The sequence below is a fragment of the Haloechinothrix salitolerans genome (genome assembly GCF_042662605.1).
Classification (GTDB): domain Bacteria; phylum Actinomycetota; class Actinomycetes; order Mycobacteriales; family Pseudonocardiaceae; genus Haloechinothrix_A; species Haloechinothrix_A salitolerans.
On the sequence record NZ_JBHSXX010000001.1, the window covers coordinates 4,566,243 to 4,581,646 of the forward strand.

14 protein-coding genes and 1 tRNA gene are annotated in these 15,404 nt (G+C 67.3%); 4 read left to right on the forward strand and 11 right to left on the reverse strand.

The annotated features are described in order from the left end of the window. Positions 1–4: 4 nt before the first annotated feature. From ACFQGD_RS21640 to ACFQGD_RS21670, 7 genes are all read right to left on the reverse strand, one after another. A complete protein-coding gene (locus ACFQGD_RS21640; protein WP_345397763.1) occupies positions 5–664 on the reverse strand; it encodes a PIG-L deacetylase family protein in 660 nt (219 codons plus the stop codon). After that, entirely contained in the window at positions 661–1,560 is a 900-nt protein-coding gene (locus ACFQGD_RS21645) for a sugar phosphate nucleotidyltransferase (protein WP_345397766.1), read from the reverse strand. Before ACFQGD_RS21645 ends, ACFQGD_RS21640 begins: the two co-directional genes overlap by 4 nt. Continuing rightward, positions 1,557–2,792: a class I SAM-dependent methyltransferase gene (locus ACFQGD_RS21650; protein WP_345397769.1), complete on the reverse strand. Its 1,236-nt coding sequence runs from the start codon at positions 2,790–2,792 to the stop codon at positions 1,557–1,559. Before ACFQGD_RS21650 ends, ACFQGD_RS21645 begins: the two co-directional genes overlap by 4 nt. After that, entirely contained in the window at positions 2,793–4,175 is a 1,383-nt protein-coding gene (locus ACFQGD_RS21655) for a sugar transferase (protein ID WP_390221091.1), read from the reverse strand. It lies immediately after the preceding gene. A gap of 432 nt (positions 4,176–4,607) precedes the next feature. Next, the gene (locus tag ACFQGD_RS21660; RefSeq protein WP_345397772.1) at positions 4,608–6,320 is read right to left on the reverse strand and encodes a DUF4407 domain-containing protein; all 1,713 of its coding nucleotides are present in this window, start codon (positions 6,318–6,320) and stop codon (positions 4,608–4,610) included. Between the two features lie 121 nt (positions 6,321–6,441). Continuing rightward, positions 6,442–7,935, reverse strand: coding sequence for a flavin-containing monooxygenase (locus ACFQGD_RS21665; RefSeq protein ID WP_345397775.1), 1,494 nt, complete (start codon positions 7,933–7,935; stop codon positions 6,442–6,444). 302 nt (positions 7,936–8,237) lie between these two features. Next, positions 8,238–8,426 (reverse strand): hypothetical protein, encoded by a 189-nt coding sequence (locus tag ACFQGD_RS21670; protein ID WP_345397778.1) that lies wholly within the window; start codon positions 8,424–8,426, stop codon positions 8,238–8,240. A 360-nt stretch (positions 8,427–8,786) separates the two neighbouring features. Here ACFQGD_RS21670 and ACFQGD_RS21675 point away from each other — a divergent pair, with 360 nt between their 5' ends. Further along, positions 8,787–9,254, forward strand: a complete 468-nt coding sequence (locus ACFQGD_RS21675) for an NUDIX hydrolase (protein WP_345397781.1) — start codon at positions 8,787–8,789, stop codon at positions 9,252–9,254. Between the two features lie 70 nt (positions 9,255–9,324). Continuing rightward, positions 9,325–9,879 (forward strand): hypothetical protein, encoded by a 555-nt coding sequence (locus ACFQGD_RS21680; protein WP_345397784.1) that lies wholly within the window; start codon positions 9,325–9,327, stop codon positions 9,877–9,879. Between the two features lie 25 nt (positions 9,880–9,904). On the opposite strand, the gene ACFQGD_RS21685 is transcribed toward ACFQGD_RS21680, so the two are convergent. Next, the gene (locus tag ACFQGD_RS21685) at positions 9,905–10,609 is read right to left on the reverse strand and encodes a J domain-containing protein (protein WP_345397787.1); all 705 of its coding nucleotides are present in this window, start codon (positions 10,607–10,609) and stop codon (positions 9,905–9,907) included. A gap of 47 nt (positions 10,610–10,656) precedes the next feature. On the opposite strand from ACFQGD_RS21685, the gene ACFQGD_RS21690 reads away from it, so the two are divergent. Further along, the gene (locus tag ACFQGD_RS21690; RefSeq protein ID WP_345397790.1) at positions 10,657–11,124 is read left to right on the forward strand and encodes a hypothetical protein; all 468 of its coding nucleotides are present in this window, start codon (positions 10,657–10,659) and stop codon (positions 11,122–11,124) included. Between the two features lie 15 nt (positions 11,125–11,139). Here the strand turns inward: ACFQGD_RS21690 and ACFQGD_RS21695 are convergent. The 3 genes from ACFQGD_RS21695 to ACFQGD_RS21705 form a co-directional block, all read right to left on the reverse strand. Next, positions 11,140–11,211 (reverse strand) — tRNA-Val (locus ACFQGD_RS21695). Between the two features lie 94 nt (positions 11,212–11,305). Continuing rightward, positions 11,306–11,767, reverse strand: coding sequence for a peroxiredoxin (locus ACFQGD_RS21700; protein WP_345397793.1), 462 nt, complete (start codon positions 11,765–11,767; stop codon positions 11,306–11,308). 70 nt (positions 11,768–11,837) lie between these two features. Further along, positions 11,838–12,260, reverse strand: a complete 423-nt coding sequence (locus tag ACFQGD_RS21705) for a DUF3052 domain-containing protein (RefSeq protein ID WP_345397796.1) — start codon at positions 12,258–12,260, stop codon at positions 11,838–11,840. Between the two features lie 314 nt (positions 12,261–12,574). Here ACFQGD_RS21705 and aceE point away from each other — a divergent pair, with 314 nt between their 5' ends. After that, positions 12,575–15,364: a pyruvate dehydrogenase (acetyl-transferring), homodimeric type gene (gene aceE, locus ACFQGD_RS21710; protein WP_345397798.1), complete on the forward strand. Its 2,790-nt coding sequence runs from the start codon at positions 12,575–12,577 to the stop codon at positions 15,362–15,364. The last annotated feature ends 40 nt before the right edge of the window (positions 15,365–15,404 follow it).

The window sequence follows — 15,404 nt, forward strand, 5'->3', positions numbered from 1 at the left end:
CAGATCAGCCCTCCAGGTCCAGGGTCACGGTGGTGGTGTGGAACGCCTCTGCGTAGCGGGTCTGGCATTCGATGCCACGAATCCGCGCCAGCCCGAGGAACGCCTCATCGTCGAACCACGGGCGGTGCCGCTGCGACGCGTAGTGCTCATGCAGGACGTCGACTTTCCGCCGCGCCACGTCGTCAGCCAGCGGGTGGTAGACAGCAGGCCTGCCGAGGTCGCCGTCGGACTTGACGATCTCGTAACCAAGCACCAGGTGGTCGCGGAACACCTGCGGTACCAGTTCGGCGAGCAGCCGGTGGTCTTGGTGGGCGTCACCCGGGTTCGGCGCGAAGACGACATCGGCGTTCAGACCGGTGTCGGCGCGCTCCCGCAGTTCTCGCACCGCCGACTTGGCCTCATCCCAGTGCGCGGGGGTACGACCATCCGGCAGTTTGAGCACGGTCAGGTCGATCTCTGCGCCAGGGCACAGCGCGGTGAGCGCGGCGCGTTCCTCTGTCTCGCGCTCGGTACCGCCGCCGGTGAGCACCAGTGCCGTGACCCGCACACCTGGGTGCGCACGGCAGGCCGCGTAGAGACTGCCGCCCGCGCCGATGGCGATGTCGTCGCAATGGGCACCCACCGCGACGATGCGCTCGACCTGTCCAGCGCGCAGGCGGATCATACGTGCCGCGCCAGGGCCTGGGCGGCGACCGCGCCGTGCGTGGCGCCATATACCGCCGCACCGTTGGATGCCGCGCTCTCGGACGTCACGTCATGGGTCGCCGCGCCATTCGACCGCGCCACGTCCTGCTCCCAGAGTGCCCACGGCCGGTCGCCGCGCGAGTATGCCTCGTCGAGGGCGACCCGCTCCTTCACGGTGTCGGTTGGCCGCCAGTAACCCCGATGCGGATACGCCAACAGCCTGCCGCGCTTAGCCAACTCAACGCAGGCGTCGCCCACGAGGTCGCCGTTCTCCGGGAGATGGTCGAACACCTCCTGGCGTAGTACGAAGTAGCCGCCGTTGACCCACAGCGGCATCTCGCTGACCGGCGCGATCGAGGCGACCATGCCGTCGTCACCGACGTCGATGCAGTGGAACGTGCCCGGCGGCGGCACCACCATCATCGACGCGCCCGCGTCGGAGTCCGCGAACCGGTTGACGATCTCCGGCAGCGGTGCGTCGGTGAGCACGTCGGCGTAGTTCGCGAGGAACATCTCGTCGCCGTCCAGATACTCGCGCACGCGCCGCAGCCGCTCCCCGATCGGTGACTCGATGCCGGTCTGCACGAACGTGACCGTCCAGTCCGAGATGTCGGTGGAGAGCAACTCAACGCCCCCGTCGCGGAGCACGAAGTCGTTCGAGGTCGTCTCCTGATAGTTCAGGAAGAAGTCCTTGATGTGATGCGCGCCGTAGCCGAGGCACAGGATGAAGTCGGTGTGGCCGAAGTGAGCGTAGTAGCGCATCACATGCCAGATCAGCGGCCGCGGCCCAACCAGCTGCATCGGCTTGGGGACGTCACCCGGCGTTCCGGTGCGCATCCGCGTGCCGTACCCACCGCAGAACAAGACGACTTTCATGGCGTCACCTCGACGATCTCGACGCTGGGGATGGGGAAGACGAGCTTGCCACCCCATTCGGCCACATAGGACAGTTGCGCGGTGATCTCGTCGCGCAGGTTCCACGGCAGCACCAGCACGTAGTCCGGGTGGTCAGCGGCGATCCGCTCCGGCGGCAGGATCGGGATGCGCATGCCCGGCGTGTAGGTGCCGTGTTTGTAGGGGTTGCGGTCGACGGTGTAAGAAAGCAAGTCCGGGCGGATACCGCAGTAGTTCAACAACGTGTTTCCCTTACCAGGCGCGCCGTAACCGACGACGGTGTCGCCGCGCTGGGACGCCGTGAGCAGGAACACCAGCAGATCGCGCCGTAGCTGGTCCACCCGCTGTCCGAACCCGATGTAGCCGGACATGTCGTGCAGGCCTGCCGCCTTCTCCCGGGCGAAGACGTCGCGCATCCGTTCACTCGGACCGTTCGCTACCTCGGCGGGCCGCGCCCACAGCCGCAACGAACCGCCATGGGTGTCCAGCGGTTCGACGTCGACCAGCGCGAGCCCACCGGAAGCGAGTGCCCGCTGGGCCGAGGCGACGGTGTAGTACTGGAAATGCTCGTGGTAGATGGTGTCGAACTGGTTGTGCTCGATCAGCGAAAGCAGGTGGTGCACCTCGATCGACACCCAGCCGTCGTCGGCGACCAGCCGCCGCAGTCCCTCGGTGAACCCGATGACATCAGGCACGTGGGCGTAGACGTTGTTGGCGACGACTAGATCAGCGGGGCCGTGTCCCGCGCACACCGTCGCGCCCAACTCCGGGTCGAGAAACCCGGTCAACGTCGGGACCCCCGCCTCGCGCGCGGCCTCACCGACGTTGACGGACGGCTCGATACCGAGACAACGGATACCGCGCTCGACGCAATGCCGCAGCAGGTAACCGTCGTTGCTCGCGACCTCGACCACGAAGGAGTCGTCGTCCAGACCGAGCCGGTCGGCGGCGTCGGTTACGAACCGCCGAGCGTGCGCCACCCACGACGTCGAGTACGAGGAGTAGTACGCGTACTCGCGGAAGGTGTCCTCCGGCGTGATGAGCGCGGGGATCTGCGCGAGCAGACAGGACTGACACACTCGCAGGTGCAGCGGGTACGTGGGCTCCGGCTCGTCGAGCATCGCCTCGGTCAGCACTCGCTCGCATGGCGGTGTCGCTCCGAGGTCGAGCACGCTGGCTAGCGCATCCGAACCACACAACCGGCACTGTCGCATCTAGTAGGCCCCCTCACCGCTCACGACGGCACGAATCGTCTTCCACAAGATCAGCGCGTCAAGGGCGAGCGACCAGTCCTCGACGTAGCGCAAGTCGAGGCGCACCGACTCTTCCCACGACAGGTCGCTGCGCCCGCTGACCTGCCACAGTCCGGTCATACCTGGCTTGACAAGCAGGCGACGTCGCACGTGCGGCGGGTACTCGGCGCACTCGCTTGGCAACGGTGGACGCGGACCGACGAGCGACATCGACCCGGCGAGCACATTCAGCAGCTGGGGCAGCTCGTCCAGGGAGTATCGGCGCAGGATCGCGCCGACGCGGGTGATGCGCGGATCGGTGCGGAGCTTGAACAGCGGCCCAGCGCCCTCGTTGTCGTCCGCGAGCTCGGCGAGGCGCTGTTCTGCGTCGGGATGCATGGTCCGGAACTTGATGATGCTGAACTCGGTGCCGTCCTTGCCGACGCGACGCTGCCGATAGAACACGCCGCCCTTGCTCTCGATCGCGATCAGTGTCGAAATGATCACCATCAGCGGAGCGAGCAGCGTCAGCAGCAACGCGGCGCCGCCCCGATCGACCAACTCCTTGACGACTCTGCGAAACCCAGTGAACGCGGGTTCGCTGACCCGCAGTAGCGGCAGCCCGAGGACGCCGCTGATGTGCAGCCGGGGTCCGGCGACCTCCATCAGACCGGGATCGATGACCATCTCGGTGCCGGTGCCTTCGAGGTCCCAGGCGAGCCTGCGCAGCCGATCAGGTGTCCAGTAGGCGTCCGGTGTGATGGCGACGATGCGGTACCCACCGCGCCGCACATGTTCCGCGACGTCGTGGAACGTGCCGATGATGGGAACGCCGTCGAGGTCGGTGTCGGTGGTGGAGGGGCCAGCCATTCCCGTCTCGGTGCATACCGCGTCCACCCGCCAGCCGACATGCGCCGCGTTCCTGGTGCGGACGATGAGGTCGCGGATCGCGGCGGGATTGCCCGCGGCGAGTACGGGCAGAAGGCATCGGCCCCGGTAGCGTTGCCGGTGCAGCAGCTGCCGCAATAGGTAGCGTTGCGGAAACACCAGCAACGCGATGGCTGGCACGACGACGAACACCCACAACCGCGCACCCGCCGGGGTACCGACAGCCAACAGTGACAGGTTGAGCGTGACGACAGAGGCGAACAGTCCCTTGCCAAGCCGGTTGAACTCGTCCGGCCCCTGACCGAGCACGACTGGATGCCACACCCGGCTCAGCCCGAGCGCGCATGCCACCGCGAGCACGGTCAGCACTTCCAGGGTGACCAGGGATAATGTCGTCCATCCCGGGTGACGCATCTTCATCACGGCACCCACGACGATCACGACGAGCGCCGTCGCGAGGACGTCACCGCCGATCACCGCCTGCCGGTAGCGGGGCTCCCACCGGGTGGCCGACAGGCTGAACGCACGGCGCTCTCGGTGTTTTCCACGCGGTCGCTGCCGAGTCCAAGCGGGGCGAGCGGGTCCGGTCGAAATCGGACTCGCGAGCCGAGAGTCGACGTCTTCGGTCACTCTGTCCCGCCCCCTAACCGTGCCATTACCGGGGCCTGCCCGTGCCCCAGCTCGGGTACGCCCGTCCACTGTGGTGTCCTCACGTGTGCCGTGACCGCCAACATGCGGTCACGCAGTCCGCGGGTTACTGCCCCTAACTTCGCGTGGTCACCTGGAAGAGTTACGGCCTGGCCGGACTTGGGACGCGATATTCGTTAAAAGGGCATTACGGGAGGAAGCAGGCAGCGCTCGAGTCGCCCCGGCGAACGTCCGCCGAGCACAGTGAAGGCGTCATCCACCTCAGTCACCGCGGGGCAGCTCCCGGCGCCGTCCCCGCTCGACAGCGCGCGCCGAAAGGCCGGAACCGAGAGTGGTGGCGGAACGCCCGCTCAGCTCATCGCGGCCGGCGTCAGGGTCGATAACGCGGCTGGCCCTCACGTGCTGAACGCGTGGCCGGTCACTATCCGCGGCCAACGCGTCCGAGCTACTCGCCGCCTCACCGCTGGACTCCTCGTGCACGGTGACGCTGCGTTTCCTGGTGAAGGTGACCCGCAGTTCCTCGACGTCCTCCAGCAGCGTGCGGGCCGTCTTCACCGGATTGGTCGCGACCTGGGCGGGCAGCTGGGTGATGCGCTCCGGGATCAGTCCAGTAACGGCTCGCGCGAGGCTCGGCAGTGGGCCAGGCAAGTTGTCCAGCGGCCCCGGCACGTGACGCGACACGTCGCCGGATCCGGACGGGCGCTTCAGTGCGGTCCCAGCGGCATCGGCGGGCACGGCGGAACCAGCCTCCGGAACAACGTTCGCCGAGGAACCCGCATCCTGGCCGTCCGAGCCGCTGGCGGCCAGCGCCTTCGCCGTAGCCCACTCCCCCTCACGACGCGCGGTCGCGGTCAGCACGGGCCGCTCCACGTCGGGTCGTTCCGCGAGCGCGGCGAGCGCTACGGCCCGCTCCGCGGGTGGCAGCGACGCGTGCGCGGCAGCCGCCTCGGTGCGTGCCTCCGCTCGTGCGATCGCCAGCGCGGTGTCCGCTTCCTCCTCGGCCCGAAGCCGCTCCCGTCGCGCGAGGATCCTGCGGTCCTGCTCGGTCTGACCTCGCCAGAGTCGCAACAGCAACGGCAGCAGGGTCAGCGCCACGAAGAACGTCAGCACCCCGAGCCGAAGCACAAGCGCCACAGGGTGCGCCGCAGTGTAGCCGTGCATCGCCTGCCACCTGGCGTCGATGCCGGAGTCGGCCCGGGCCAGCGAGACCGCGCGCTCCCGATCGGCGGCTAGCTGTTCACGCAGCTCAGCGATGTCGCGGTCGAAACCTGGTGCGTCCTGGTTCCGCTCCGCGCGCGCCCGCGCCAGGTCGCGCTCCGCCGCCGCGAGGGCGGCTTGGGCTTCGCGGGCTTCGTCAGCAAGGCCGGGGTCACCGGTGATCTGGTCCGTCGGACACCCAGGGCCCGGGTCGACCTCACAGCGCGCCACCGCACGGGCGCTGTTGCGCTGCGCGATAGCGGCGTTGACGTCCGTGTCGAGCTCCCGCCGCTCCTGCTGCAGCCGCTCCAGCCGCTGCGCGGGTTCGCTGGTCGCGACGTCGGCGCGGGCCTGGTCGACTTTGTCGTTCAGCGCGCGGTCGACCGGTCCCGCGAACAGCGCCAACGCGGCCAGCTCCCCCACCACGAGCCCGATGAGCACCGCGACGAGCCCGCCAACGACGTCGCCCAGCCCGAATCGCCTGGTGCGCGTCAGTCTGCTCGCCAACACCCTGCCGAACGCGCCCACCAGCAACCCGAGCGGCAGTGTGAACGCCGCAGCCAGCAGTGGGTGCACGGAACTGACACTGAGCGTCGCCGCCGTGGCCACACCCCACGCCATCAGCGCGTTGAGCAACACCAGGAAGCCCGCGAGCTGGTAGGTAGCGCGTTCGTCTCGGTCAGCGAGGTCGCGCCAGTGACCACCGCCGAACCACACCATCAGCCTGCCCGCTCGCGTGATCGGCTCGGACGTCTCTGCGGAAGCAACGGAAGACACAGCTTCTCCTTCGCGGGGGCGGCCAGGCACAAGGCGGCGGGAACCGAGCCATCATGGGCCGTTCGCTGGGCGTCGACCAGGCTTTTGTAACCGGCTTCACCGGGTGATTCGTGCCGGAGTGTCAGCTCGCGCGCAACTCGTAGTCGTCCAGCGGAAAGCGGTTGGCCCGCCACCGCGCGGTGACGCTGGACTGAGGCCGAACGATGGACGGCCTGCCGTCGCGGTCAAGGTAGTAAGTGTTGGACCCGGCGCAGGACGGGTTGAGGAACAGCGTCTTCTCGTGTCCGGTGTCCATCTCCCGGTAGAACCGGCGTTGCGCGTCCGGGCGCACCCCTGCGTACGTGGCGCCGTTGCGCAAGGCGTGGCTGATGACGCGCTGCGCGTGCCGGGTCTGCGACTCCACCATGACCAGCCAGGACCAGCTCGTCGCGAAGTGCGGGGCCGGGATCAGGAACAGGTTCGGGAAACCGGTGACGCTGATGCCCTCGTAGGCCTGGTAGCGGTTGTCGACCCACCAGTCCCGCAGATCGACACCGCCCTCGCCGCGCAGCGGGTAGCCGGGCACGCTGTCGTACTCGAGGAACTGGAACCCGGTCGCCAGGATGAGCGTGTCGATCTCACGAACCTGACCGTCGACGGTCTCGATGCCGTGCGGCAGGATGCGCTGAATCTTCTCGGTCACCAGGTCGACGTTGTCGCGGGTGAAGGTGCGCCAGTAGTCGTTGGACAACGCGGGACGTTTGCAACCGAACTCGTACTGCGGCCGCAGCCGCCGACGCAGCTCAGGGTCGGGCACTTGACGTTCCAGGTGGCGCTCCGCGAGCTTCCGGATTCCTTTCACCAGGAACGGCAGCCGTGTGTGGTTGGTGACGCCGAGCAGCATCGCGATCTCGATCCCGGCGCTCACCGCCGCGCGGGCGGCCCAGCGCGCGGGCGGCAACGCGCCAAACAGGCGCCGCACAGCCGGTGGCACCCGCACATCAGGCCGCGGCACGACCCAGATCGGGGTGCGCTGATAGACGTCGAGCCGCTCGACCTTCTTGGCGATCTCCGGTACGAGCTGCACCGACGTGGCGCCGGTCCCGATGACGGCGACACGCTCACCGGTGAGGTCGTGGTCGTCGTCCCAATGCAGCGTGTGGATGGTCTTGCCCGCGAAGTCCTCGACGCCGTCGATGTCGGGGCGCTTCGCCTTGGAGAACACGCCGTGCGCCGAGATGAGAAACCGCGCGCTGAGGGTGCGGCCGCCGGCGGTACGGACGCGCCAGCGGTGGTCGTCCTCATCGAACTCGGCGTCGACGACCTCGGTGTTGAACCGCACATGCTCGCGAAGGCCGTAGCGGTCGACGACGTCGTCGACGTAGTCCTTGACCTCGGCGCCGCGTGCGAAAACGCGTCGCCAGTCGCTCTTCTGCGCGAAGGAGAACTGATAGGTCACCGACGGGATGTCCACCGCGACGCCGGGATAGCGGTTGTCGCGCCAGGTACCGCCGACATCGTCGGCGCGCTCCAGCATGACGAAGTCGTCGATGCCCGCGTCCTTGAGCCGGATCGCCGCGCAGATCCCGGCGAAACCAGCCCCGACGATCACCACCTCGTGCACGTCGTCCGACATCGCCTTGCCTCGCAATCATTGATGAACACCGCTTCAGATACCGATGGTATCCGAAATGCCCGTGCGGTGTCACGTGCCCCTCGCCACGGTTGGACGCGAGTTGGTGAAGGGCGTCTTCGCAACGCCACGTGTCGCGAAGACGCCCTTCACTTCATCGCCGATGGAGCCGACGGCGGAACACGGAGGACCTGGCGGGCACGGGGTTCGCTCCCAGAACATGCCTGGCAGGCCCTCCCCCCGACTGATGTCGCCGTGTCCCGGCCGCCTCCTCGGCGATCGCACGGCGCGCGGGGCGGGCGCGCCTATCCGATGCTGATCACGAGACTGCCGATGGTGATCAGGATGTCGTCGCCGTCGAACAAGTCGATGACGATTCCTGGATCACCCACCGTGATGTCCGAACTCGGTGCCGCGTGAGCCGCTGGCGCGAGCACCAAGACGCCGGCGGCCATGGTTGCCGTCAGCCCTGCCAGTCGTGTTGTCCGGCGCATCTCGCTACCTCCTGATTGGGGTGAAACCCCATGGTCAGGGGCACGTGGCTGTGATCGCGAGAGGCTGGCGACACCACCACACGGCAGGTGGCCAATCACTACCCGAATGCCAGTAATCACTTTCCGTGGTCGACGGGAGGTTGTCGCGATATCACCTGCTCGCGCGTTTTTTCCGCCCGGGATGGCGGCGAACCTGAACCGCCCACCACGCACAGAAAGCGCGAATCTCCGACGCCGCGCGCGAGGATGCCCGCCGCACCTCGACCTTTTGGGCCTGTGACAGCATTATGTCTGTTTCATCCGTTTCTGCCCGCAACAACCCTAGGAACGTCCAGATGACGTTAGGGCAGACTGCGGACCATGGCAGGCAAGCGCAGCGCCGGGCTCCTCGTCTATCGCACGCGAGCGGGAGCGACGGAAGTTCTACTCGCCCACATGGGCGGACCGTTCTGGTCGCGGCGCGACGCCGGGGCGTGGTCCATCCCGAAGGGCGAGTACGACGACATCGAGGAACCGCGCGCGGCGGCGTTTCGCGAATTCCGCGAGGAGTTGGGCCTCGCACCGCCGGCCGGCGACGTGATCGCACTCGGCGACGTCCGGCAATCCGGCGGCAAGGTCGTCACGGCGTGGGCGGTGGCGGGCGACGTCGACCCGGACGCCATCGACCCTGGCACCTTCGAGATGGAATGGCCACGAGGGTCAGGGCGGATACGAGAGTTTCCCGAGGTCGACCGGGTGGCGTGGTTCGGGCTCGACGAGGCGGTCGAGAAAATCGTCGCTGGCCAGCGCGACCTGCTGGAGCGGTTCCGCGAGCGCCTTGACTCGTAGCGATGCCGCCTGATGACCAGGCGCACCGTCCGAGCGGTGATACCGTGCACTGTCGTCGAGACGAGGGGGCATGTTGACAGCGGCTGAGTATGAGGAGCGGTACGGGCCCAATCCACGGAGCGTGATCTTTCTCCTGGTCAGCGCGGTCTTCGTCGGGGTATTCCTTTGGCCGGGACCTGACATACCGATACTCGTGCGGGTTTTGGGACTGGCCTTGTTCGGTGGCGGCAGCGTGATCATGCTGCTGCTCATGTTCTCCAGGAAGACAGCCTTACGGGTCGATTCCTCGGGGATCACGTTGGGTGGCTCCCCGCCACGTTATCGGGCGACCACGGCTTTCGTCCCGTGGCGCGACGTCGTCGCCGTGGTGCTGTGGCGGCAGCGCATGGCTCCCGGCGCGAGGATGGATTACGTCGGAGTGCAACGGAAGAAGGGTCTGCCACCGCTGCCCGGCCCAGGCACCGGTCGGCTCGGCCAGCGCACCGCGTCGGTTATCATCCCGCACATTCCCGGGGAGGTCACGGTCGCCAGCCGCCCGGTGAACGGATGGTCGCTTGACCCGGCGTCGCTCGAATCGAGCGTGAAACGAGTCGCGCCACACGTCAGCGTGATCGACGCTCGGTAGCGCGTCGAGCAGTGTCGAGTAGCGCTCATCCCCGCACCCGTACCGCGGCTATCGCCACAAGCACGATGATCGCCACGACGGAGATCGTCGCCAGCCACGGCAGCACCCGGGCCGTGACGGGCTTCGTGACCGACATCGGTTCCGACATGGGTGCTGGTGAATCGGCCACCCGCGCCGTGGGTGGCGCCAACTCTCGGAGCGAAGCACCGTAGCCACGGTTGTTGACCAGCACGGCGAGGTTGACGAACAACGCGGGTATACCCCACCAGCCGAGCGTCAACGTCCGCGCCTGCACGTCTCGCCAGATCGCCGTGCCACAGTTCTTGCACAGCGTCGCGGCGTAGCGGTCCGAGCTGTGCAGGATGATCAGCCCCGTGAGTGCCCGGATGTCGATCCAGACCGCAGGTGTGTACCCGCAGATCTCGCATTCCCGATCGCGCGGGCGGCGCGCCCGGTCGTGTCGCGCGGCGACGTGATCCTCGGTTGACCTCTCCCGGTTAGCGGCCTGCCGCACGGTGTCGCCGGGCGTCGACGTCCCGCTCCGCAGCGCTCGCCACGCCTCGTTCAGCTCCGCCATGGCCCGTTCCGCCTCGTGACGAGCGGCATTCGAGGTGTTCGCGTGTCGGTCCGGATGGATCATCTTGGCGCGCCGCTTGTATGCCGCACGAGCTTGCTCCCGGGTGGCGTGCGGGCTGATTCCCAGAACACGGCGTGCGGTGTCGTCATCCATGCCGCACTCCCTCGCATCGAACGTCCGCGAATGGGTACTCGGCGAGCATGACGCAGACACCTCACCACATACCCGATCCACGCCTGGACGACAACTTGGCCGAGACCGGACAGGTAGACGATACGACCATCACCGCCGTCGGCAAGCTGACCGAGGCGTTCGAGACCGTCGAGTGCGCACGCGGTCATCTGTACACGTTCCACCAGCTGACCGGATCAGCCGACTTCAAGCTGGAGCGAGCGATCGAACTGCTGGACGAGGCCGGTCACGGCGGGCTCGCGCGCAAGCTCCAGCGCGAGCTTCTCGGACGCAACGTCCTACCTGGCCGGTGGACGTTCCAGGTGATCGAGGAGTACGACGACCTCTACTACGCACCGTTTCGCGAGTTCGAGCGCCAAGCCCGCGAACTGACCTTGGGCTACCGCCATCTGTACGAGGCAGGACTGAAACGTGCGCGCCGCACCCCTGGCCTCCCAGGCCATGAGGCGACCCCTGCCGAGACGGATGGAGGGTGACAGCCATCAGGACGGTGGGCGCAGCTGGGTTCGAACCAGCGACCCCTTGCTTGTAAGGCAAGTGCTCTTCCGCTGAGCTATGCGCCCGATCGGGCCCGCTACACGAGCGGGCACCGCATTACATCATGCCTCGGTAACACCGCATGATGCCGCGTACCGCTACCGACATCATGCCGTGCCGTCAGGTCAGCCCGGCAATGGCCTTCTTCCAAGCACCTTGGTCCCGTGCTTCGCCTGGCTCGTTGACCTCGGCGTAGCGGACGACGCCATCGGTGTCGATCAGGAAGGTGCCACGCACGGCGAGCCCAGCCTTCTCGTGGAACACCCCGTACGCCTTGGCGACCTCGCCGTGCGGCCAGAAGTCCGACAGCAACGGGAACTGGTAACCCTGCTGGTCAGCCCACGCCTTGAGCGAGAACGGCGTGTCCACCGAGACGCCGAGCACCTGCACGCCGTTACCGTCGTAGTCGTCGAACTCGTCGCGGAGCTGACACAGCTCGCCCTGGCAGATCCCACTGAACGCGAACGGGTAGAACACCAGCAGCACCGGCTTGTCGCCGCGGAAGTCCGACAGCGTGACGGGCTGCTTGTTGTAGTCGTTGAGCGTGAAGTCCGGCGCCTGTGAACCAACCTCGACCGCCATCGGCGACATCCTCTCGATCACCTCGGGTGTGTGCTGCTCCTGATCACACCCTATCGGCCTCGAGAACGGCTCAACGCTTCGCCTTTTTCGGCGATACGAGGCGAGAGCCCATCCACGCTTCTCCGACGCTGACGTTCGACGTCTGTGACAGCCCCACCGTAGGCACGGCCTCGGCGAGCTCGGCAGGCTCGACGTGACCGGGTCGCCCCGTCTTCGGCGTCAACACCCAGATCGCACCGTCCTCGTCGAGCGACACCCGTGCGTCGACGAGCGCGTCCCCGAGGTCGCCGTCGCCGTCGCGCCACCACAGCAGCACGACGTCCACCACTTCCTGGGCATCCTCATCGAGAAGCTCGTCGCCCGTGAGCTCCTCGATCGCGGCTCGAACATCCTCGTCGACGTCCTCGTCCCAGCCGATTTCCTGGACCACCATGTCCGGCTTGATGCCGAGCCTTTCGGCGACGCTGCCCCCAGCGTCTCCAGAGGCGACCACGACCGCTGTTCCTCCATTCTCGCGCGCGCTGACTCGCAGCGCGTCAATGTCACACCTTCATGCGCTAGCGAACACGGCAACGGCGTCACATGCAAGCGGCAACGCCCGACTTGACTCCTTACACGATCAAGTTTCCGCCGATCACCGGGGTCGCACGGAGTGAGACACAGTCCTCGTACTGGCTAGTAACAGTGACGTGGACTACGAAACACGCCAGGATGACTAGTAACCCGCGCGCGCGTACCCGAACCGCGACAAAGTCGGGCGCGGAGCACAATGACAGTAATCACAGTTCCACGAGGCTAGGAGATCCCTTGCCCCAGCACAGCTCGAACGGCAACGGTGCACCGGCTGGCCACGCCAGCCCGTCGCGCGTGCACGTCATCCGCGACGGCCTTGCCGCCCACCTGCCCGACATCGATCCCGAGGAGACCTCGGAGTGGCTCGACTCGTTCGACGCGGCGCTCGCCAGGGGTGGTCAGCAGCGCGCCCGCTACCTGATGCTGCGCATCCTCGAACGAGCCCGTGAGCGCAATGTCGGCGTACCACCGCTGACCGAGACCGATTACGTCAACACCATCCCCACCGAGAACGAACCGTGGTTCCCCGGTGACGAGGAGATCGAGCGCCGCTATCGCGCCTACATCCGGTGGAACGCGGCGATGATGGTGCACCGGGCGCAGCGCCCCGGGGTCGGCGTCGGCGGACACATCTCCACCTACGCCTCGTCGGCCGCGCTGTACGAGGTGGGTTTCAACCACTTCTTCCGAGGCAAGGACCACTCCGGCGGCGGCGACCAGATCTTCATCCAGGGCCACGCCTCCCCCGGCATCTACGCCCGCGCGTACCTGGAGGGCAGGCTCACCGAGTCGCAGCTCGATGGCTTCCGCCAGGAGTACTCGCACGCCGGTGAGGGCGGCGGCCTGCCGTCGTATCCGCACCCGAGGCTGATGCCGGACTTCTGGGAGTACCCCACGGTGTCGATGGGCATCGGCCCGATGAACGCCATCTTCCAGGCGCGGTTCAACCGCTACCTACACGCGCGTGGCATAGCCGACACCTCCGACCAGCACGTCTGGGCGTTCCTCGGGGACGGCGAGATGGACGAGCCGGAGTCGCGCGGCCTGATCCACGTGGCGGCCGGTGAGGGGCTGGACAACCTCACCTTCGTCATCAACTGCAACTTGCAGCGGCTCGACGGTCCCGTCAGGGGCAACGGCAAGATCATTCAGGAGCTTGAGGCGTACTTCCGGGGTGCGGGTTGGAACGTCATCAAGGTGATCTGGGGCCGCGAGTGGGACGCGCTCCTGCACGCGGACCGGGACGGCGCGCTGATCAACCTGATGAACACCACGCCGGACGGCGACTTCCAGACGTACAAGGCCAACGACGGCGCCTACGTCCGCGAGCACTTCTTCGGCCGCGACCCGCGCGCCAAAGAGCTTGTCCGCGACCTCTCCGACGCCGACATCTGGAACCTCAAGCGCGGCGGCCACGACTACCGCAAGGTCTACGCCGCGTACAAGGCGGCGCTGGAGCACCACGGGCAGCCGACGGTGATCCTCGCGCACACCATCAAGGGCTACGGCCTCGGCGCGTCGTTCGAGAGCCGTAACGCCACCCACCAGATGAAGAAGCTCACGCTGGACGACCTGAAGCTGTTCCGGGACGCCCAGCGCATCCCGATCAGCGACGAGGAGCTGGAGCGCGACCCTAAGCTGCCGCCGTACTACCACCCCGGCGAGAACTCACCGGAGATCGAGTACATGATGGGCCGCCGCAAGACGCTCGGCGGGTTCCTGCCGGAGCGGCGCACCCAGTCGAAGCCGCTGGTGCTGCCTGGCGACAAGGTCTACGACGCCATCCGCAAGGGGTCTGGCAAGCAGGACGTCGCCACTACGATGGCGTTCGTCCGGCTGGTCCGCGAGTTGGCCAAGGACGAGGGCATCGGTGACCGGCTAGTGCCGATCATTCCGGACGAGGCCCGCACGTTCGGGCTCGACTCGATGTTCCCGACGGCCAAGATCTACAACCCGCACGGCCAGACCTACACCGGCGTCGACGCCCAGCTCATGCTCTCGTACAAGGAAAGCGAGCAGGGCCAGCTGCTACACGAGGGCATCAACGAGGCTGGCTCGGTCGCGTCGTTCACCGCGGCGGGGACGTCGTATGCCACGCAGGGCGAGCCGATGATCCCGATCTACATCTTCTACTCGATGTTCGGGTTCCAGCGCACCGGCGACTTCTTCTACGCGGCAGCGGACCAGATGGCGCGCGGGTTCGTCATCGGTGCGACGGCGGGCCGCACCACGCTGACCGGTGAGGGGCTGCAGCACGCCGACGGTCACTCGCTGCTGCTCGCGGTGACCAACCCAGCGGTGGTGGCCTACGACGCGGCGTGGGCGTACGAGATCGCGCACATCGTCCGCGACGGGTTGCGCAGGATGTACGGCGACGACCCAGAGAACATCTTCTACTACCTGACGGTCTACAACGAGCCGTACCAACAGCCTGCCGAGCCGGAGAACCTCGACCTCGACGGCCTGCTGCGCGGGCTGTACCGCTACCAGGAGGCAGAGCGGGGCTCCGGTCCGAAGGCGCAGATCCTCGTCTCCGGTGTGACGATGCCGGACGCCCTGCGGGCGCAGGAGATGCTGGCGAACGAGTGGGGCGTGCGCGCCGACGTCTGGTCGGCGACGTCCTGGTCGGAACTGCGTCGTGACGCCGTCTCGGTGGACAAGCACAACCTGCTGCATCCGGACGACGAGCCGAAGGTGCCGTTCGTGACCGAAAAACTGCTCGACACCGAGGGGCCGATCGTGGCGGTCTCGGACTGGATGCGTGCGGTGCCGGACCAGATTCGACCGTGGGTACCCGGCGACATGATCAGCCTCGGCACCGACGGGTTCGGGTTCTCCGACACCCGGCCCGCGGCCCGGCGGTACTTCCTGGTCGACGCCCAGTCGATCGTGGTCGCCACACTGGCCGCACTTGCTCGCAAGGGGCAGGTGGAGCAGTCGGTCGTGTCTCAGGCGACGCGCACGTACCGGCTGGACGACATCGCAGCCGCGGGCCCGCAGCTGTCCGAGTCCGGCGACGCGTAACGCGATAGCAGGGGCCCTTCCGGCCGCGCTGACAAACCGG

Excerpts from the sequence above, each read along its gene's own strand:
- ACFQGD_RS21640 (WP_345397763.1), bottom strand. The coding sequence starts at position 664 with ATGATCCGCCTGCGCGCTGGACAGGTCGAGCGCATCGTCGCGGTGGGT.
- ACFQGD_RS21645 (WP_345397766.1), bottom strand. The coding sequence starts at position 1,560 with ATGAAAGTCGTCTTGTTCTGCGGTGGGTACGGCACGCGGATGCGCACC.
- ACFQGD_RS21650 (WP_345397769.1), bottom strand. The coding sequence starts at position 2,792 with ATGCGACAGTGCCGGTTGTGTGGTTCGGATGCGCTAGCCAGCGTGCTC.
- ACFQGD_RS21665 (WP_345397775.1), bottom strand. The coding sequence starts at position 7,935 with ATGTCGGACGACGTGCACGAGGTGGTGATCGTCGGGGCTGGTTTCGCC.
- ACFQGD_RS21670 (WP_345397778.1), bottom strand. The coding sequence starts at position 8,426 with ATGCGCCGGACAACACGACTGGCAGGGCTGACGGCAACCATGGCCGCC.
- ACFQGD_RS21675 (WP_345397781.1), top strand. The coding sequence starts at position 8,787 with ATGGCAGGCAAGCGCAGCGCCGGGCTCCTCGTCTATCGCACGCGAGCG.
- ACFQGD_RS21680 (WP_345397784.1), top strand. The coding sequence starts at position 9,325 with ATGTTGACAGCGGCTGAGTATGAGGAGCGGTACGGGCCCAATCCACGG.
- ACFQGD_RS21685 (WP_345397787.1), bottom strand. The coding sequence starts at position 10,609 with ATGGATGACGACACCGCACGCCGTGTTCTGGGAATCAGCCCGCACGCC.
- ACFQGD_RS21690 (WP_345397790.1), top strand. The coding sequence starts at position 10,657 with ATGACGCAGACACCTCACCACATACCCGATCCACGCCTGGACGACAAC.
- ACFQGD_RS21700 (WP_345397793.1), bottom strand. The coding sequence starts at position 11,767 with ATGGCGGTCGAGGTTGGTTCACAGGCGCCGGACTTCACGCTCAACGAC.